The sequence below is a fragment of the Ruegeria atlantica genome (assembly GCF_013032005.1).
GTDB lineage: Bacteria > Pseudomonadota > Alphaproteobacteria > Rhodobacterales > Rhodobacteraceae > Ruegeria > Ruegeria atlantica_A.
This window is the reverse complement of sequence record NZ_WQBE01000004.1, coordinates 196119-212255: the sequence shown is the minus strand read 5'-3', so window position 1 is coordinate 212255 and position 16137 is coordinate 196119. Positions and strand designations below refer to the sequence as shown.

Here is a 16137-nt window from a genome sequence, read left to right as displayed (position 1 = left end):
CAAGGGTGTTTACAGGCAAGAGGTGAAAAGATGGCCAGGCCAAAACTGCGCGACATACCCGACCTAAGCGCCCATGCCGTCCCTGGCACGGCGGTTCCGGTTCGGGTCACGCCGAAAGCCGCAAAGGACAGCATCACGATGGACAAGGGCGTAATCCGCATTACGGTCACTGTGCCGCCCGAAAACGGCAAAGCCAACGAAGCTGTGCGCCGGATACTGGCCACGGCCATGCAGGTGGCCCCTTCGACGCTGACCCTAAAACAAGGGCAGACTGCGCGGGACAAGCTGTTTTTCTATGCGCCTTGACTGGGTCTTTCGTGGATTTGATACACCCCTTCCGGCAGATCCAGCGCGGCGGCCAGATCGCGGACTTGCTCAGGAGACAGAGTTATTTTCTGTATCTTGTCTGTGCGTGGGTCCAGTTGTTCAAGCGTCACACATTCGGCGAAGCTGTTGATGACGACATCCTCTTGCAAAGGTTTGGGGCCTTCGTCCACCAGAGTAATGACTGTCGAGTCGAATTCATGCTCAATCGAAAACATATAGGCAGAGTGCAGGGAGCAAGGCGGCAATGCAACCCGTTCCCGTGCAATCCGACGGTGGCAGTCCCCCAGGTGTCGCGCTATGGTTTTTCAAACGGGACCACCGTTTCAAAGGAATATAAATGCGCCGTCTGATCTATTTGCTGTTTCCTCTGGTGCTGACGGCCTGCAGTGCTGGTGTTCTGCGTGTGCAACCGGCAAATGAATGGTCGCTGGATTCGAGTGAATTTCAGGTCGACGCCGCCTCGTTTCGGGATATCAGCCGTCAGGTCGGCGACGAAGCCCGCGCCGAATGTTTGCGCCAGGCCAAGGTCGAAAATTGCGATTTCACGATATTGGTCGACCTGAACCCGCGCGCACCGGCAAATGCCTTTCAGACTCTGGATGATGACAATCAGCCGGTAATCATATTCACGCGTTCGATGATCCAATCTGCGAAGAATCCTGATGAACTGGCCTTCGTCATGGGGCACGAGGCAGCGCATCATGTTTTGGGACACATCGCCCGGCAGTCGAAAAACGCCCAGGAAAGTGCCGCAATCTTCAGCGAATTGGGCAAGCTGCATGGCGAGGAAGGCAAAGACCTTGAACGCACGCAGAAATTGGGGGCCGAATTAGGTGTGCAGGTGAACGTGAAAGCATTTGAGCTTGAGGCGGACCAACTGGGCACGATCATCACCCATAACGCGGGATACAACCCTTTAATCGGCGCCAAATACTTTGATCGCCTTCCCGATCCGGGGGATCAGTTTCTGGGAACGCACCCCCCAAATACCGACCGGGTTCAGATCGTTCTTGAAACCGCAAGACAATTGGGTTTGACGCAATGACCGCTTTGACACGGCTGGGCGTGATCCTGACGGACCGGGGGTCGAAATACGCGGTAACAGGCGCAGCCGTTGGCACGCGGGCCGATGTTGATGCAGTCTTGCAGGAGCTCAAGTCAGACAAGGCTTATGCCAAAGCCACGCACAACACCTGGGCGGCCATTTTGCCGACCGGGGCGTTGAAGGCCGATGACGGGGAAAGCGGTGCGGGCATGGTGATTCTAAGGATGCTTGAACGGGCCGGGCTGGACAGTCATGTGGTCATCGTCACCCGCTGGTACGGCGGAAAAAAGCTGGGTGGGGATCGACTTAGGCGCGTGCAGGACGCGACCCGAGCCTATCTGGATCATATCGGCGTCGGGCCTTGATGTGAGTCAAAGGCCCAAGCACCGGGCTGAGATATCCTGCTGCGGACAGATGGCAGGAAAGGACCTCTCATGCCCGATCAAGAAGTCTTGAAATTCCATGCAGGTCTTGTAGATCAGATGGCTACGAAACTTGGTGTGGATCTGCAGCAATCCGCGATTGAAGGTGATGTTTCGATCGATCAGCTTTCCGATGCTGTTCTGAGGTGTACGGGCTGTGCAAATCCCAATCATTGCCAGAGCTTCCTACAGCAGCCCGCGCAGGCGGGCCAAACGCCGGAATACTGCCGCAATCAGGAAATGCTCCGAAAACTGCAGCCTTAACGACAGGAAGATTTCATGCCGCATGAGAGTGGTCACCGGACGCGATAGGTGACCTACAGACTAGCAGAAACCAACACCGGTTTGCTGTGTTGAAAACATGATCAAAGCAGGAAAACTGATGGCGCGAAATTCTTTGGGGGATGTCGAAAAACACTTTTGGCTAACCCGTTCGGTGGCGCGATGTATGAAAATCTCGTTGACCGAAGCCATGGCAGAGAAACGGCTGACACCGGATCGCTATGCCGAACTGGTAACACGCTGCCGGGCATCGCAGTGCAGCAACCAATGTGCCATCTGGTTGTCTGAACAACAATCCGAGGCCCATACCGCACCCGAATTCTGTGCCAACGCTGATCTGTTGAACGCGTTGAAGACCTGATTACAGTTTGGAATGCGACCCGTCGCACTGCGGAGGATTCCCGCTGTGTTTGCAGCCACAGAAAAAGACTTTTTTGCTACTGTCTGCCGTGTACTTGACCGGTTCGAACCCGGTGTCTTTGTGCGATCCATCGCAAAACGGCTGCCGTTTGGATTGGCCGCATGCGCACCAGAAATAGCTTTTCCCTTCGATCACCTCGACCGGGAAGGGACCTTTTTGCGCGATGGTGGGGCTGTCAGACATGTGGCTACTCCGTCTTTTGCTGATGTCACTCTACCAGTGTAGAGCGATACGCGAAAATCGGTAGCCTATGCTCATAAATCCGCTGTTTCTGAGGGGGTTACCGGCGTTGTTTCGCCTTTCTTCACGATCGCGTGATCGAATTCGTTGCAAATATGCCATTCAAGTCGTATTGTGAGACCGGCCCCGGATTCTTGGGCAATATCAGGAAATTAATAGAGGAATGACGGACATGAAACTCAAATTTGCTGCCGTTGGTGCATTTGCCCTTGTTTTGGCTGCTTGCTCGCAGCAGGAAGAACCGGCGCCGGTTTATATCACGCCTGAGTACGACAAATTCGGCACACCTAGCTGCCCGGCAGGAACTGAGCTGGCCACGACAGAAGCAGGCCAGACCGTCTGTAATCCGGTCGCACAATAACTATTCCGCGGGTGGCCCGTTTTTAAGGCTGCCCGCACATTCTCGACAAAAAAACCGCCTTCGGGGCGGTTTTTTCTTGCCTGCCATAAATCAATGCGGCTTCAGTTCCGTACACCGAAAAGTTGAAGGCTGATGAGAAACCTTCTTACACATCTCAAGGATCGAACGCGTTGGAGCTGGCAAGGGCTGGTCGCGACCTGGCGTGAAGAGTATTCGTTCCGCGCCTGGGTTTGGGCAAATCTGGTCTCGGCTACTTTGGCCGTTTGTTTGCCGCTCGGTGAAGGTGTACGCGCCCTGATCCTGATATTTGGCCTGCTTGTTTTGGTGGCCGAGCTGTTCAATACCGCGATTGAGCGCGCTGTCGATCACACCTCGACCGATCACAATAAACTGGCGGGGCAGGCCAAGGACGCCGCCAGTGCCGCTGTTGCGTTAACGGCTTTGGCGGCGGGATTGGCATGGGTCATCGGGCTTCTAAGCCTGTTCTGAAGCCATCAATACCTCCGCCGTTTTATACCATAGCGATATCCTCGGTTTTGAATTCGGTAACTCCGTGGAAGGTAATAAGGCGAGGCATGTTTGTTGCTGAACGCTTGCCTTGACCGGTGGTGTCGTTTGACCGGTTTGACGTAATGAACCTTGGGTTTGCTCTTGTGGTGGTACACTTTCGGCTTGGTTTGATGTTTGTGTTTGCTGGACCGATGATAGACTTTAGGTGCGCCATAGTATCGCTGCACATGGTGTTTGCTGCGCAGGTGCAGGCTCAGCGGTTCGGACCCAATAATTATGAAACCGCCCGCGCGGACTTTGTCCGCAACAGCGGGAACGGCATAAAGTTGGGCAGCAAGGATAACCGTTATGCATTTCAGGCCAAAGGGGCGTAGGCAGGACATTGGAACTTCCTTCCTATAAGGCGGTATGTCCCGTCATAATCCACGAGTCTGGCGAAAAACACCAATAAACTTGGCTCACGCTTTGCCCAACTGGGGTGACCGGATCAGGTCAGCTTGCCCCAAAGGTCATATTCGCCAGCCTCATCGACCTCGACCGAGACGATGTCGCCAGGGTTGAGGGTTTCAAACCCTTCGTCGATAAACAGATTCCCATCGATCTCGGGCGCGTCGGATTTGGTGCGGCAAGTGGCGGCTTCGCCATCGACCTCGTCCACGATCACCTCGATGGTCTGGCCGACCTTTGCGGCCAGCTTTGCCTCGGAGATCGCCTGTGCCTTCTCCATGAACCGTTCCCAGCGCTCTTGTTTGATCTCGGCCGGAACATGGTCGGGCAGATCGTTCGAGCGTGCGCCATCCACGTTTTCGTATTGGAAGCATCCCACGCGATCCAATTGCGCCTCATCCATCCAGTCCAAAAGCGTCTGGAACTCAGCCTCGGTCTCGCCGGGATAGCCGACGATAAAGGTCGAGCGCAGGGTGATATCGGGGCAGGTCGCGCGCCATGCTGCGATCTCGTCCAGTGTTTTCGCCGCTGCCGCCGGGCGGGCCATGCGTTTCAGAACGTCCGGGTGGGCATGTTGGAACGGAATGTCTAGATAGGGCAGGATGTTGCACCCGGCATCGGCCATCAGGGGGATCAGCTCGCGCACATGCGGGTAGGGGTAGACATAGTGTAGACGAACCCAGGCATCCAGCTGCCCCAGCTCACGCGCCAGATCGGTAATTTGGCTGCGCACCTCACGGTCCTTCCACGGGTTCACATCGTATTTCCGGTCCAGCCCATAGGCCGAGGTATCCTGCGAGATCACCAGCAATTCGCGCACGCCATTGTCGACCAGCTTTTCGGCCTCACGCAATATGGCGTGGGCGGGACGACTGGCCAGTTTCCCGCGCATGTCTGGGATGATGCAAAATTTGCACTTGTGGTTACAGCCCTCGGATATCTTGAGATAGCTGTAATGGCGCGGGGTCAACTGCACGCTGGCGGCGGGCAGTAGATCAACGAATGGATCAGGATCGGGGGGAACTGCTGAATGCACCGCATCCAGCACCTGTTCGTATTGATGCGGCCCGGTCACGGCCATAATACGCGGGTGGTGTTCACGGATATAGTCGGGCTCGGCCCCCAGGCAGCCGGTCACAATGACCTTGCCGTTTTCTACCAAAGCCTCGCCAATGGCGTCCAGAGACTCAGCCTTGGCGCTGTCAAGGAACCCGCAAGTGTTCACGATTACGGCATCGGCCCCGGAATAATCTGGCGAAATGCCGTACCCTTCTGCACGAAGACGGGTCAAAATCCGCTCGCTATCGACCAAGGCCTTGGGGCAGCCCAGCGACACCATACCAATGGTTGGTTGGTTGGTACGTGGCGTATCAGGCATCCTGGCGGCGGGCGCCAGGTCAGGGCGGAGGTTTGGTGGGTTCGTGCTCATGGCGCGGCATATAGTGGGGAACGCTTCCTCTTGCAAATACGGGCTGGGCTTTGGATGATCTTTTCAACGCATGCCAAATAAGCGGAGAGCAGAAAAATGAAGTGGCTGGTGCGCATACTCTTCTTATTCGTGGCCGCAATCGGGTTGGTCATCGGCGCCTTATTGCTGATGCCGGGGGATAAGCTGGCGGCGATTCTGGCGGAACAGGTCAAAAGCGAAACGGGGCGCGACCTGACATTGTCGGGGGATGTGAACCTGTCGTTCTGGCCCGTTCTGGGGATGGAGACCGGCCCTGTCACGTTTGGCAACGCACCCTGGGCCGGGTCCGAACCGATGCTCAGCGCCGAAAGCCTTGCCGTCGGCGTGGATGCTTCGGCGCTGCTGAACGGAGATTTACGGATAAGGCGGGTTGTCGCGGATAATCCGGTTTTGAGGCTCGAGTTATCCGATGGACGCGGCAATTGGGAATTAAGCGCTCCGGTTGCCTCGCAGGCGACGACCGGAAGCAATACCAGCGCGTCATCTGCATCGCCGCAAGGTGCCGTGACGCTGGACCGTCTGGAACTGACCAATGCACAGTTGGTTTACATCGAAAATGGCGCAACGAAATTCAACTTCTCAAACGTTGATCTGTCGGCCAGCTGGCCGGGGCCGACCTCACCCATGGTCATGGAGGCGCGGATGGCAGTGCCGGGCGGCCACGTGAAAGTTGACCTCGAAATACCGGACCTGCCGACCTATGCATCCGGGGCTGTCGCACCTTTGAAATTGGCTCTGACCGCGCCGGGCGGCGAGGTTGGGTTCGATGGCCGCGTCAACCTTGCTGGAGAAATGGACGGCGCGCTTGCGGTCAAAACCAGGAACACCGAGGAAATGCTGGCCGCTTTTGGACAGGCGGGTGTCGGGGTGCCGCTGGGATTGGGCCGCAAGGCCGATGTGTCTGGGCAGATGACCTATACCAGCGAGGGCCGTATCTCACTGCGCAACATGGTGGCGCAGTTGGACCACAACCGCTTTACCGGAGAAACGGATATCGAGATTTCGGATCCGCCGAAAATCACCGCGCGGCTCAAGAGTGGTGATATTGACCTGTCACGTTTCAATGACGCGCCGGCATCGAGCGGGGGTGGGTCGGGAACGGCGTCCTCGCCCGACAGTGGGTGGTCCAAGGCCCCGATTGATGCCTCGGCCCTGTCGCTGGCCAATGGGGAAATACGCCTGACGGCCTCGTCCATTGTCCTGCCCGACCTAGAACTGGGAGCCAGCGACCTGACGCTGATACTCGACCGGTCCCGTGCTGTGTTGCAGATGAACCCGGCCACTTTGTTCTCGGGTCAGGTTAACGGGCAGGTGGTGGCCAACAATCGCAATGGCCTGTCAGTCGGCGGTAAGCTGAAGGCGAAAAACATGAACGTTCAACAAGCCCTGTCCACCCTCGCGGGGATTGAGCGTTTTACGGGTACAGGAACGGGTGAGTTTGAATTTCTAGGCGTCGGGCAGACCGAAGACCAGATCATGCGATCCCTCAGTGGCACGGGCAATCTGAATGTGGGGCATGGCGTGATTTCGGGTTTTGATCTGGATCGTCTGATGGGGCGCGGCAAAGGTTCGGGTGGGACAACCGTGTTCAACAGCCTGACAGCCAGTTTTACCATTGATCAGGGTGTGCTGAGCAATAACGACCTGCTGATGTCACTGGACAATTTCCGTGCAGATGGGACGGGCAAGGTCAATATCGGCGCGCGCAGGATCGACTATCTGTTTACCCCAACCGCGCTGCGGGCCAACTCGGGGCAGGGTCTGTCGGTGCCAGTGCGGATTGTCGGGCCGTGGAGCGACCCTTCGATTAAACCCGATTTGTCCAAAGTGATCGAGGCCGCCGCCGAAGGTCAGCTAAAAGACCTTGAGGACGACGCCAAGCAAAAGGTTCTGGACAAAGTGGGCGATGAACTGGGCACGGTAGTAACTGACAGGGAAAGTGTTGAGGATGCTTTGAAAAATAAGCTGGAAGAAGAGGCCAAGAAAGGCTTGTTCAAACTGTTGGGCGGAAATTAAAGGGCGGGGCGCCTTAGGCGCCCCGATCCCAAATCAGATGGTTTGGTCGTAATCGCCAACGCCGGGCTCAGTCCGGATGACGGCGTCGATATCGGCAAATATGGCGCGCATTTCTTCTTCGCTTTCGCTGCTTTCGCAGACCACAACCAGGTTTGGCGTGTTCGAGGACGCCCGCACCAGCCCCCAGCTGCCATTGTCCAGAATGACGCGGGCGCCATTGACGGTGACGACCTCTTTGATCGCGCGGCCTGCCAGGGTTTCACCCGCATCGGCCTTGGCAACCAGCTTGTCCACCAACCGTTTGAGAATGTCGTATTTCTCGGTATCAGAGGCATAGGGCGACATGGTCGGCGTCGACCAGGTTTTTGGCAACGCCTTGCGCAGGTCCGACATGCTTTTGTCCGGGTTGCGATCCATCAGTTTGCAGATCTCGACCGCGACCCGCATGCCGCAGTCATAGCCGCGCCCGATCGGCTCTGCCAGGAAGTAGTGGCCCGATTTCTCGAACCCTGCCAGAGCATTGATTTCTTTAACCCGGCGCTTCATGTGGCTATGGCCGGTTTTCCAGTAATCGGCTTTGATGCCGTGGGCCTGCAACTCGGGGTCGCTGGCGAAAAGACCGGTTGACTTAACGTCCGCGACAAAAGTCGCGTTCGGGTACAGCTTGGCCAGATCGCGGGCCATGATCACGCCGACCTTGTCGGCGAAAATCTCTTCACCCTCGTCATCAACAACACCGCAGCGATCTCCGTCACCGTCAAATCCCAGTGCCATGTCGGCGCCGCTGGATTTCACGGTGTTGGCCATGTCGTGCAACATTTCCATGGCTTCGGGATTAGGGTTGTAGTTGGGGAAGGTGTAGTCTAGCCGGTTGTGGCTGGGCACGACTTCGACCCCCATCCGTTCGAAAATCTCGGGCGCAAAGGCTGACGCTGTACCATTACCCGTCGCACAGACAACTTTCAGCGGCCGGGACATTTTGAAGTCACCAACCAGGTCGTCGATATAAGCCTCTTTCACGCCGTCCACGAATTCGTACGAGCCCCCTTCGTGGGGGACGCCTTGTCCATTCAGAACGATGTCGCGCAATTCCGACATCTCGTCCGGGCCGTGGGTTAACGGGCGTTCAAAGCCCATCTTCACGCCGGTCCAGCCGTTCGGGTTGTGGCTGGCGGTGACCATGGCCACGGCGGGAACGTTCAGATGGAACTGAGCAAAATAGGCCATAGGGCTCAGTGCCGGGCCGATATCCTTGACCTGAATTCCAGCCTGCATAAGGCCCAGAATCAACGCATTCTTGATTGCCAGCGAATAGTCGCGATAGTCGTTGCCGACCGCGATCACAGGCGCGATTCCACGCTTGCGCATCTGAGTGCCCAAACCCAGCCCTAGCGCCGTCATGCCCGGCAGATTGATCTCTTCGGGGTATTTCCAACGGGCGTCATATTCGCGAAACCCGGTGGGTTTGATCATCGGGTCGCGCAGAAAACTCCAGGTGTTCGGAGTCACCTCGGGGATGGGTTTGGTCATACTATCGCTCTTGCTTAAATCTGAATCGGGTTGGCTTTGGCCAATGCATCAAAGCGCATCAATGTGTCAATCAATTGAGGCATTTGATCCAGATAGATCATGTTGGGGCCATCACAGGGGGCGTTGTCCGGATCTTGATGTGTTTCCATGAATACACCGGCTACTCCAACGGCAACAGCCGAGCGTGCCATAACGGGCGCAAATTCGCGCTGACCACCGGATGCACCACCCAATCCACCGGGCTGAGCCACAGTGTGGGTGGCGTCCATTATCACCGGGTACCCGGTGCGAGCCATTTCCGGCAGAGATTGCATGTCCACCACGAGGCGGTTGTAGCCAAAGCTGACACCACGTTCCGTCAGCATGATGTTGTGATTGTCGGTGCTTTCGATCTTGGCCGCGACGTTCTGAATGTCCCAAGGGGCCAGGAACTGACCTTTTTTGACGTTGACCACCGCGCCTGTTGCGCCTGCGGATTTTAGAAGGGCGGTTTGACGGCAAAGGAAAGCGGGGATTTGCAGGATGTCACACACCTCGGCAACGGACGCGCATTGTTCTTTCTCATGCACATCCGTGGTGACTGGCACGCCAATGCCGTCCTTTACCGATTGCAGCACCGCCAAACCTTTGTCGAGGCCCAGTGCAGGAGCTGCGTTTACAGAGGTGCGGTTAGCCTTGTCGAACGAGCCTTTAAACACATACTGAGCACCGGCGGCGTCGCAGGCCTCTTTCATTTTGCCAGCGATCATCTGGGCGTGATCGGCGGTTTCAAGTTGGCAGGGGCCGGCAATGATCGTCAGAGGCAGATCATTACCGACCGTGAGATCGGAGATTTTTACATGTTTCATGTGTCTTACGAGGATACCTGTTCACGAAGGACCGACGCGGTAAGCGAGATCATCAGGTAGATACCAGCAAACAATAGGAAAGCCAAAATCGTATTTTCAAACTTGCGCGGATAGCTGGGTTCCTCACTGGCGACCGGGTTCACTGAAACCGTCAGATAGCGCACTTTGCGGTTGGCTTCGGTCCGTGTGGTTTCCATCTGTTCCATTGCGGTTTGCAGCATCAAATCACGAGCCACAAGGTCGGCCTGGGCCATCTGAATTCGCACGCTTAAACGCGCCAGCGAGTTTTCGCCTGCTGACGCGTCCAGCATTTCGGCGTTCAGTTCTGCCAGGGCAACTTCAAGTCGTTGAATGTCCGCACGGACACCATCCACTTTGGCTTGGTTCGGGCGCAAGTTGTCCAAAAGTGCGGCCAGCTGCAGTTCTTTTTCCTGCAACTCGATTTCGATTACATTGATCCGTTCGCGCAGGCCAAGGAGGACGTTTTCTGGGTCCAAAACCGCCCCCTGAAGCTGCAGCTCGATCAGTTCCTCCTGAGCTTTCCGGCGTTCGTTCTGAGCCAATTCAAAACCGGCCCGGGCATCGCGCATTTGGTCTTCGCGTTTCAATTCGGTCAGACCGTTGATGGTTTCCTCGGCATAGGACAGTAGAAGACTGGAAAGTTCGACTGAAATCTCGGGGCTTGGTGCCGCAACTTCCATCCGGATGATGCCGTCGCTGGGGTCGTACCCAATGGTAATCATCCGCTTGTAAAGCTTATAGGTATCCTCAAGAGATGCATCCTGCGGCAGGCGTTGAATCGGATCGATCCAATCCTGCTTGAAGATTTCGGAAAAATTGGTGTCGTTCTCAAGTCGCACCAGCGCGTCTTTGGATTCCAAAAATTCCTGCGTGGCAACGGAATCTTGTGCAGTGGCGAATTGAGTGCCTGCAAGAAACCCACCAAAGGACGCCCCGCCGCCGTCTGCCTGCAAGATTGAAAAGGCGGAATCGCTGGCGTACATCGGTGTTGCGTACCGATAGAAATAGGTGCCCACAATCAGGGTCGGCAGCAGTACAAAGGCTGCCAGACGCGCAAACAGCGCAAACAGCTTGCGTTTGCGGCGGCGTGCGATGTCCTTCTGAATTTCACCGATTTCAAGATTTCGCCGCTCGGCTGGCGTTAGCTCCGGACCGGTAAGGCCTTGGGAAGAGTCCGAAATCGTCTGCGGCAACTGGATCTTGATCTTGTCCTTTGCTTGATCATTCGAACCTGTTTTTTCGGCTGCTAAATCCAGCAAGTTGGCACGTTCGAACGGATCGATGCCCTTTTTACGTAATAGCCGCACCGCGTCGTAATCCGACGTTGCAGCAAGCCCGTTTTTCTGGGCCAGACGACGTGCCACACGCAGTTGGCGACCGGTTAGACCTTCGCGCTTGATCGCCTCAATATCGGTCGAGGGAGACGGGTTATTTGCCGCCTCAGACGGTTGCGTCGCTTTTCTGATGCGCGAAATAGCGTCGGCCCGTGCGTCTGCGGAATCCGAGCCCTGACGATTGCGGCGCCAGCGATATTTTTTAGCCTTGGGTTTGGTAGTCATATAACTGTCGTGCCTCTTCCAAGGTGTCGAACATGTAAAGCTGACCGTCCAATAGAACGGCCGCCTGCTGTGCAAATTTCTCAAGAACGTCGGGATTGTGGGACACGATCACCAGTGTGGTTGTCCGCAAACGCTCTCGCAGGATGTCACCTGCTTTTCGATTGAATTCTACATCCGTGGATGAGGGCATGCCCTCATCAATCAGGTACATGTCAAAATCCAGCGCCAGCATCAGGGCAAAGGTAAAGCGAGCCCGCATGCCGGATGAATAGGTCCCGATAGGCTGGTTGAAATACTCACCCAGATTGCACAGCCAGCTGCAATACGCCTCGACATAGTCGGGATCCATTCCATAGATTTTGGCGATGTAGCGGGCGTTTTCCAGGGCCGAAAGCTTTTTGACCACACCGCCGGAAAACCCCATCGGGAACGAGATGCGGCAGGATTTGCGGATCACACCCTCATCCGGTTTTTCCAGCCCGGCCATCATGTTGATCAATGTCGTCTTGCCGGTGCCGTTTGGGGCCAATATGCCAATCGACCGGCCCAGTTCGATCTGGAACGAGACCCGATCCAGGATCACCTTGCGGCGGGTCCCGGTCCAAAAGGACTTACTGACATTCTCAAACTCAAGCATTCACGGCCTGCTGCTCGGGCGTTTGTTTGGTACACCGCCCAGGTTGGTAAACCATCGACAAATTTATTGGTCCATGTTGGCTACATTATGTCGAATTGTGAAACAAATGATCAATGCGTACCGTCGCTGTGCTGTTGGTTTTGTGACTTTTGCATCTGTTGGCCTTGGGGTGTCCGTTGACTATCTTTCCTTTCGACCGTCAACCAATTTGATGCAGGAAGTCTTGCGATCTGATGAATTCGCTACAGAAAGAAATTGAGGCCTGCCGTATTTGCGCAGACAGGTTTCAGACCACGTTTACCGCGCATAAGCCGCGTCCGGTGGTCTGGTTTCGGTCTGGTACGCCATTGTTGATCGCAGGGCAGGCACCTGGCACGCGGGTCCATGCCTCGGGGCGTCCGTTCACCGATCCCTCTGGCGACCGTCTGCGGGACTGGCTGGGGATTGACGAGGCCGTATTCTATGACCGCGCCCGCGTGTCGATCGTTCCGATGGCCTTTTGCTTTCCTGGATATAACGAGCGCAAAGCCGACCTACCACCGCCGCCCATCTGCGGAAAGACATGGCATGACAGGGTGATGGATGAGTTAGGGGAGGTACCGCTGACGGTTCTGGTCGGGGGGCATGCGCACAAATATCACTTGGGTGTACGTACGACCGTGACCGAAACCGTGCGCAACTGGCGAGGCCATGCGCCGCGCGTCTTTCCCTTGCCTCATCCGTCTTGGCGGAATACGGCATGGCTAAAGAAAAACCCGTGGTTCGAAGCTGAACTGCTGCCGGTTCTGCGTGCGCGGGTGCAAGAGGTTTTGAATGACTAACGCCACGGCGCTTGACGCCGCCCATGCCACGATGGAGGCCAGTCCGCAGGATGACGCGGCGCGTCTGCGGTTTTTTGAGCGCCTGGCAGACTCTGAGCTGTTTCTGTTGCTGGCTGAAGAAGCGCAGGACGAGAATATCTCGCCCGAGCTGTTCGATGTTGCGGATGGCCGCTTTGTACTGGCCTTTGATCGCCACGACCGTTTGGCCCGATTTGCGGAACGTCCCGTGCCTTACGTCGCGCTGTCGGGGCGGGTGCTGTCGACGATGCTGGCAGGGCAGGGGATCGGGCTGGGTCTGAACCTTGAGGTCGCACCTTCATCCATGCTGATCCCGCCCGAAGCGCTGGGCTGGCTGGCCACCACGTTGGAACATGCACCAGAAGAGGTACAGCAACGTCTGGCAGAGTTCCTGCCGCCAAAGGGCATGCCGGATGATCTGTTGACAGCGCTGGACACGAAGCTGGCCACAGCCGTCGGCTTGGCCGAAGCTGCGTTTCTTGTTGGGACCAAGACGGAAGAGGGCGGCATGGGCCACCTTCTTGGTTTTGTCGGCGCGGTTGAGGGGGCTGAGCCCGCACTGGCCAAAGCCGCGTCCGAGGCACTGACCTTTTCCGGGATCGAGGCTGGGGCGATGGATGTTGGTTTTTTTGGCCCGCATGATCCAGCATCAGCGGCACTGGCACGGGTTGGCTTACGGTTCGACTTGCCACAACCCGAGGCGCGGGTCATCGAACAGGTTACGCCGGGCAGTAACCCGGATAAGCCACCAATTTTGAAATAGGTGGTCAGGCAAGCCCCGCGATCCAACGAACCGCGGGGCGTCGCGACTATTCTGCTGCTGCTTCCAGCTTGTCTTGTGTGCGGGTGTCGAAATCGCTTGCGTCGTGGCGTTCGTGCAGCTGCGTATGCGGCTCACCAAACGCACGGTTGACCATGCGGCCACGCTGAACAGCGGGGCGCGCGTCGATCGCCTTGGCCCACCGCATCACATTTTTATAGGACTCGACATCCAGGAACTCGGCGGCGCTGTAGAGGCGGCCCAACACCAGTTGGCCATACCAGGGCCAGATGGCCATATCAGCAATGGTATAGTGTTCGCCTGCAATATAAGCGTTTTCAGCCAGTTGCCGGTCCAGCACGTCCAACTGCCGTTTGGCCTCCATCGCGAAGCGGTTGATCGGGTATTCCCATTTCTCAGGCGCATAGGCGTAGAAATGGCCAAAGCCGCCGCCAAGATAAGGCGCACTGCCCATCTGCCAAAACACCCAGTTCATCACCTCGGTGCGTTCCTGACCCGATTTCGGCAGGAAAGCATCGAACTTTTCGGCCAGATGGAACAGGATCGAGGCGCTTTCGAAAACACGCACAGGCGCATCACCCGAGCGGTCCCAAAGCGCAGGGATTTTTGAGTTCGGATTGGCGTCGACAAAGCCCGAGCTGAACTGGTCCCCCTCGCCGATATTAACCAGCCATGCGTTGTATTCGGCACCTTCGTGACCCAGCGCCAGTAGTTCTTCCAGCATCACTGTGACTTTGACACCGTTTGGGGTGGCCAGTGAATAAAGTTGCAATGGGTGTTTTCCGACCGGCAGGTCCTTGTCGTGGGTCGCCCCGGCAATGGGTCGGTTGATATTGGCAAATCGACCACCGCTTTCGCTGTCCCATGTCCAGACTGCGGGGGGCGTGTATGGGGATTGCTCGCTCATCTGTCGTCTTTCTCAGCTACGTTCTGGTAAAGTTTATGTCCGTCTCAACAGCTAATGTTGCAAAGCCCCGAGTCCAACCCCGGATGTTGGGGCAGTTTTGTAACATTCGGGATCGGACCTCTCACATTTCTTCATGCGATGTCACAGCGGCGCGAGCAGGACTGCCCATTGGGGCGAAAATATCTATTCTCTCAGCAAGTGCCCAACCCCGAGGACAAAAGGATTTACCACATGAAACGCTTTGCCCTGACTTTCGTGACAGCTTTGGCCTTTGCCGTGCCGGCTTTCGCCGGTGATCAGTATGTAGACGGCACCGGCTTTGCCGTGTCGGGTTACGACGTTGTCGCCTATCGTGGCCTGGATCAGGCGCCGGTTGGCCAAGCCCAGCCCGAGGCCGTGCGTGGCCGTTCTGATATTACAGCGGATTATAACGGTGCCACCTGGGCGTTCTCGACCGAAGAGAACCGCGATAAGTTTCTTGAAAACCCCGCCTATTACGCCCCGGCCTATGATGGGCATTGCGCTTACGGTGTATCGCGTGGTGGCAAGGTTCCGGCGAACCCGAACCTGTGGCGGATTGTCGATGACAAGCTGTACCTGAACATCACTGATGTTGTTGTCGGCTTTTTTGAAGAGGATATCCCCGGCAACATCAATCTGGCCGAAGGCAACTGGCCGGGGATCGAAGGCGATGACGCATCGACCAGCGTTATTCCGAAATTCACCTCGGAAGGTCCGATCGCAAACTAATACGCTACTCACCGAAGCTAAACCCGGTCCACACTAGGCCGGGTTTTTGCTGTTAGCCAGCCAGCCAGAAGTCGTCGCGCATCTGTTGATCCGCGTCGAACTTGATGCGAACGCTTTTTGCGCCGGGAAACTTTCGTTCGGTGATCGTGTCGGGAACCACGACTTCACCGGCCCCTGCATCGTTCGACTGAAAGCTCAGAACTTCGGTTTCCGTCCGCCGGGCCGAGGCAAGAACCGAGGTTGGCAGCGCCACCCGGTTGGACCCCTCACAAACTGGTGTTGGAACAAAATAAGTCAGATGACGGCCATAAAACCCAACGGCTTCGGGGACATGGTCCGCTTCGATTAAGGTCTGAGAATCCGGGTTTGCGCCATCCGGGCTGTGCGCCAGAGCTGTGTTCAGCAACACGCGGCAGGCGTCGATATCGCCGCTTTCCAATTCAATGACACGTTTGCGTAGCTTCGGCCGGCGCGGCATGCCGGTGGCACGTCCTTTGACGGTCAGCCCTTCGCGGCGTAAAAAATCATACGCCTCTTTGGCGCGCGCGAAATGTGTGCAATCGCCGTTTCTGTGGTCTGGATGTGCGTGAAATGCGATGTGGCGCCAAGCATCTCGGATATCGTCGGACCCTGCATTCTGGTCCAAGCCCAAAGCTTCGAGCGCGTCAGCGCGTGCATTTATCTTTTCAACAGGCTCCATAGCCAAAACACTCATTATACAAACAC

At 56.5% G+C, this 16137-nt stretch carries 20 protein-coding genes; 11 read left to right on the top strand and 9 right to left on the bottom strand.

The window, feature by feature from the left end:
* The first annotated feature begins 30 nt into the window (after positions 1–30).
* Positions 31–306: a DUF167 domain-containing protein gene (locus GOX21_RS10225; RefSeq protein WP_170374302.1), complete on the top strand. Its 276-nt coding sequence runs from the start codon at positions 31–33 to the stop codon at positions 304–306.
* Here GOX21_RS10225 and GOX21_RS10220 read toward each other — a convergent pair.
* Complete coding sequence (locus GOX21_RS10220) at positions 294–542, bottom strand: hypothetical protein (protein ID WP_170347880.1); 249 nt, start codon at positions 540–542, stop codon at positions 294–296. The genes GOX21_RS10225 and GOX21_RS10220 overlap by 13 nt on opposite strands.
* A 122-nt stretch (positions 543–664) precedes the next feature.
* Here GOX21_RS10220 and GOX21_RS10215 point away from each other — a divergent pair, with 122 nt between their 5' ends.
* The 4 genes from GOX21_RS10215 to GOX21_RS10200 all read left to right on the top strand — a co-directional run bounded on the left by GOX21_RS10215 (position 665) and on the right by GOX21_RS10200 (position 2437).
* Positions 665–1372 carry a M48 family metallopeptidase gene (locus GOX21_RS10215; RefSeq protein ID WP_170374304.1) on the top strand — a complete coding sequence of 236 codons (708 nt, stop codon included), beginning with the start codon at positions 665–667 and terminating at the stop codon, positions 1370–1372.
* Positions 1369–1737 (top strand): YigZ family protein, encoded by a 369-nt coding sequence (locus GOX21_RS10210; protein WP_170374305.1) that lies wholly within the window; start codon positions 1369–1371, stop codon positions 1735–1737. Before GOX21_RS10215 ends, GOX21_RS10210 begins: the two co-directional genes overlap by 4 nt.
* 69 nt (positions 1738–1806) lie before the next feature.
* Positions 1807–2058, top strand: coding sequence for a DUF6455 family protein (locus tag GOX21_RS10205; RefSeq protein WP_170374306.1), 252 nt, complete (start codon positions 1807–1809; stop codon positions 2056–2058).
* Between the two features lie 118 nt (positions 2059–2176).
* Entirely contained in the window at positions 2177–2437 is a 261-nt protein-coding gene (locus tag GOX21_RS10200; RefSeq protein ID WP_170347884.1) for a DUF6455 family protein, read from the top strand.
* Here the strand turns inward: GOX21_RS10200 and GOX21_RS10195 are convergent, their stop codons facing one another.
* Positions 2438–2680 carry a CDGSH iron-sulfur domain-containing protein gene (locus tag GOX21_RS10195; protein WP_170374307.1) on the bottom strand — a complete coding sequence of 81 codons (243 nt, stop codon included), beginning with the start codon at positions 2678–2680 and terminating at the stop codon, positions 2438–2440. It lies immediately after the preceding gene.
* Positions 2681–2909: 229 nt separating this feature from the next.
* Here GOX21_RS10195 and GOX21_RS10190 point away from each other — a divergent pair, with 229 nt between their 5' ends.
* Together GOX21_RS10190 and GOX21_RS10185 are read left to right on the top strand one after the other, a co-directional pair.
* The gene (locus GOX21_RS10190; RefSeq protein ID WP_170347886.1) at positions 2910–3098 is read left to right on the top strand and encodes a hypothetical protein; all 189 of its coding nucleotides are present in this window, start codon (positions 2910–2912) and stop codon (positions 3096–3098) included.
* A gap of 132 nt (positions 3099–3230) precedes the next feature.
* Positions 3231–3587, top strand: coding sequence for a diacylglycerol kinase (locus GOX21_RS10185; RefSeq protein WP_170374309.1), 357 nt, complete (start codon positions 3231–3233; stop codon positions 3585–3587).
* Between the two features lie 508 nt (positions 3588–4095).
* Here GOX21_RS10185 and rimO read toward each other — a convergent pair.
* Positions 4096–5484 carry a 30S ribosomal protein S12 methylthiotransferase RimO gene (gene rimO, locus GOX21_RS10180; protein WP_170374311.1) on the bottom strand — a complete coding sequence of 463 codons (1389 nt, stop codon included), beginning with the start codon at positions 5482–5484 and terminating at the stop codon, positions 4096–4098.
* 96 nt (positions 5485–5580) lie between these two features.
* Between rimO and GOX21_RS10175 the strand changes: the two genes are divergently transcribed.
* Positions 5581–7539: an AsmA family protein gene (locus GOX21_RS10175; protein WP_170374313.1), complete on the top strand. Its 1959-nt coding sequence runs from the start codon at positions 5581–5583 to the stop codon at positions 7537–7539.
* Positions 7540–7572: 33 nt separating this feature from the next.
* Here the strand turns inward: GOX21_RS10175 and GOX21_RS10170 are convergent, their stop codons facing one another.
* From GOX21_RS10170 to GOX21_RS10155, 4 genes are read right to left on the bottom strand one after another with little or no spacing between them, the layout of a single operon-like run.
* On the bottom strand, positions 7573–9069 hold the full coding sequence (locus GOX21_RS10170; RefSeq protein ID WP_170374315.1) for a phosphomannomutase/phosphoglucomutase: 1497 nt from the start codon (positions 9067–9069) through the stop codon (positions 7573–7575).
* Between the two features lie 14 nt (positions 9070–9083).
* Positions 9084–9917, bottom strand: coding sequence for a 3-deoxy-8-phosphooctulonate synthase (kdsA, locus tag GOX21_RS10165; RefSeq protein ID WP_170374317.1), 834 nt, complete (start codon positions 9915–9917; stop codon positions 9084–9086).
* A gap of 5 nt (positions 9918–9922) precedes the next feature.
* On the bottom strand, positions 9923–11497 hold the full coding sequence (locus GOX21_RS10160) for a capsule biosynthesis protein (protein WP_170374319.1): 1575 nt from the start codon (positions 11495–11497) through the stop codon (positions 9923–9925).
* The gene (locus GOX21_RS10155; RefSeq protein ID WP_170347894.1) at positions 11475–12134 is read right to left on the bottom strand and encodes an ABC transporter ATP-binding protein; all 660 of its coding nucleotides are present in this window, start codon (positions 12132–12134) and stop codon (positions 11475–11477) included. Before GOX21_RS10155 ends, GOX21_RS10160 begins: the two co-directional genes overlap by 23 nt.
* 233 nt (positions 12135–12367) lie before the next feature.
* On the opposite strand from GOX21_RS10155, the gene GOX21_RS10150 reads away from it, so the two are divergent.
* Positions 12368–12955 (top strand): uracil-DNA glycosylase family protein, encoded by a 588-nt coding sequence (locus GOX21_RS10150; protein ID WP_170347895.1) that lies wholly within the window; start codon positions 12368–12370, stop codon positions 12953–12955.
* Positions 12948–13736 (top strand): SseB family protein, encoded by a 789-nt coding sequence (locus tag GOX21_RS10145; RefSeq protein ID WP_170347896.1) that lies wholly within the window; start codon positions 12948–12950, stop codon positions 13734–13736. The genes GOX21_RS10150 and GOX21_RS10145 overlap by 8 nt, the downstream gene beginning before the upstream one ends.
* Before the next feature lie 46 nt (positions 13737–13782).
* Here GOX21_RS10145 and yghU read toward each other — a convergent pair whose 3' ends face one another.
* On the bottom strand, positions 13783–14661 hold the full coding sequence (gene yghU, locus GOX21_RS10140; protein WP_170347897.1) for a glutathione-dependent disulfide-bond oxidoreductase: 879 nt from the start codon (positions 14659–14661) through the stop codon (positions 13783–13785).
* 231 nt (positions 14662–14892) lie between these two features.
* On the opposite strand from yghU, the gene GOX21_RS10135 reads away from it, so the two are divergent.
* Positions 14893–15411 carry a YHS domain-containing (seleno)protein gene (locus GOX21_RS10135; RefSeq protein WP_170374321.1) on the top strand — a complete coding sequence of 173 codons (519 nt, stop codon included), beginning with the start codon at positions 14893–14895 and terminating at the stop codon, positions 15409–15411.
* 52 nt (positions 15412–15463) lie between these two features.
* On the opposite strand, the gene GOX21_RS10130 is transcribed toward GOX21_RS10135, so the two are convergent.
* Positions 15464–16126 (bottom strand): DnaJ domain-containing protein, encoded by a 663-nt coding sequence (locus GOX21_RS10130; protein ID WP_254428521.1) that lies wholly within the window; start codon positions 16124–16126, stop codon positions 15464–15466.
* Positions 16127–16137: the final 11 nt, after the last annotated feature.

What these genes read in the sequence shown, in the direction of transcription:
- GOX21_RS10160 (WP_170374319.1), bottom strand. Translation starts at nt 11,497, where the DNA reads ATGACTACCAAACCCAAGGCTAAAAAATATCGCTGGCGCCGCAATCGT.
- GOX21_RS10220 (WP_170347880.1), bottom strand. Translation starts at nt 542, where the DNA reads ATGTTTTCGATTGAGCATGAATTCGACTCGACAGTCATTACTCTGGTG.
- GOX21_RS10170 (WP_170374315.1), bottom strand. Translation starts at nt 9,069, where the DNA reads ATGACCAAACCCATCCCCGAGGTGACTCCGAACACCTGGAGTTTTCTG.
- GOX21_RS10225 (WP_170374302.1), top strand. Translation starts at nt 31, where the DNA reads ATGGCCAGGCCAAAACTGCGCGACATACCCGACCTAAGCGCCCATGCC.
- GOX21_RS10175 (WP_170374313.1), top strand. Translation starts at nt 5,581, where the DNA reads ATGAAGTGGCTGGTGCGCATACTCTTCTTATTCGTGGCCGCAATCGGG.
- GOX21_RS10205 (WP_170374306.1), top strand. Translation starts at nt 1,807, where the DNA reads ATGCCCGATCAAGAAGTCTTGAAATTCCATGCAGGTCTTGTAGATCAG.
- GOX21_RS10130 (WP_254428521.1), bottom strand. Translation starts at nt 16,126, where the DNA reads ATGAGTGTTTTGGCTATGGAGCCTGTTGAAAAGATAAATGCACGCGCT.
- rimO (WP_170374311.1), bottom strand. Translation starts at nt 5,484, where the DNA reads ATGAGCACGAACCCACCAAACCTCCGCCCTGACCTGGCGCCCGCCGCC.
- kdsA (WP_170374317.1), bottom strand. Translation starts at nt 9,917, where the DNA reads ATGAAACATGTAAAAATCTCCGATCTCACGGTCGGTAATGATCTGCCT.
- GOX21_RS10215 (WP_170374304.1), top strand. Translation starts at nt 665, where the DNA reads ATGCGCCGTCTGATCTATTTGCTGTTTCCTCTGGTGCTGACGGCCTGC.
- GOX21_RS10195 (WP_170374307.1), bottom strand. Translation starts at nt 2,680, where the DNA reads ATGTCTGACAGCCCCACCATCGCGCAAAAAGGTCCCTTCCCGGTCGAG.
- GOX21_RS10155 (WP_170347894.1), bottom strand. Translation starts at nt 12,134, where the DNA reads ATGCTTGAGTTTGAGAATGTCAGTAAGTCCTTTTGGACCGGGACCCGC.
- GOX21_RS10150 (WP_170347895.1), top strand. Translation starts at nt 12,368, where the DNA reads ATGAATTCGCTACAGAAAGAAATTGAGGCCTGCCGTATTTGCGCAGAC.
- GOX21_RS10145 (WP_170347896.1), top strand. Translation starts at nt 12,948, where the DNA reads ATGACTAACGCCACGGCGCTTGACGCCGCCCATGCCACGATGGAGGCC.
- GOX21_RS10135 (WP_170374321.1), top strand. Translation starts at nt 14,893, where the DNA reads ATGAAACGCTTTGCCCTGACTTTCGTGACAGCTTTGGCCTTTGCCGTG.
- GOX21_RS10200 (WP_170347884.1), top strand. Translation starts at nt 2,177, where the DNA reads ATGGCGCGAAATTCTTTGGGGGATGTCGAAAAACACTTTTGGCTAACC.
- GOX21_RS10190 (WP_170347886.1), top strand. Translation starts at nt 2,910, where the DNA reads ATGAAACTCAAATTTGCTGCCGTTGGTGCATTTGCCCTTGTTTTGGCT.
- GOX21_RS10210 (WP_170374305.1), top strand. Translation starts at nt 1,369, where the DNA reads ATGACCGCTTTGACACGGCTGGGCGTGATCCTGACGGACCGGGGGTCG.
- yghU (WP_170347897.1), bottom strand. Translation starts at nt 14,661, where the DNA reads ATGAGCGAGCAATCCCCATACACGCCCCCCGCAGTCTGGACATGGGAC.
- GOX21_RS10185 (WP_170374309.1), top strand. Translation starts at nt 3,231, where the DNA reads ATGAGAAACCTTCTTACACATCTCAAGGATCGAACGCGTTGGAGCTGG.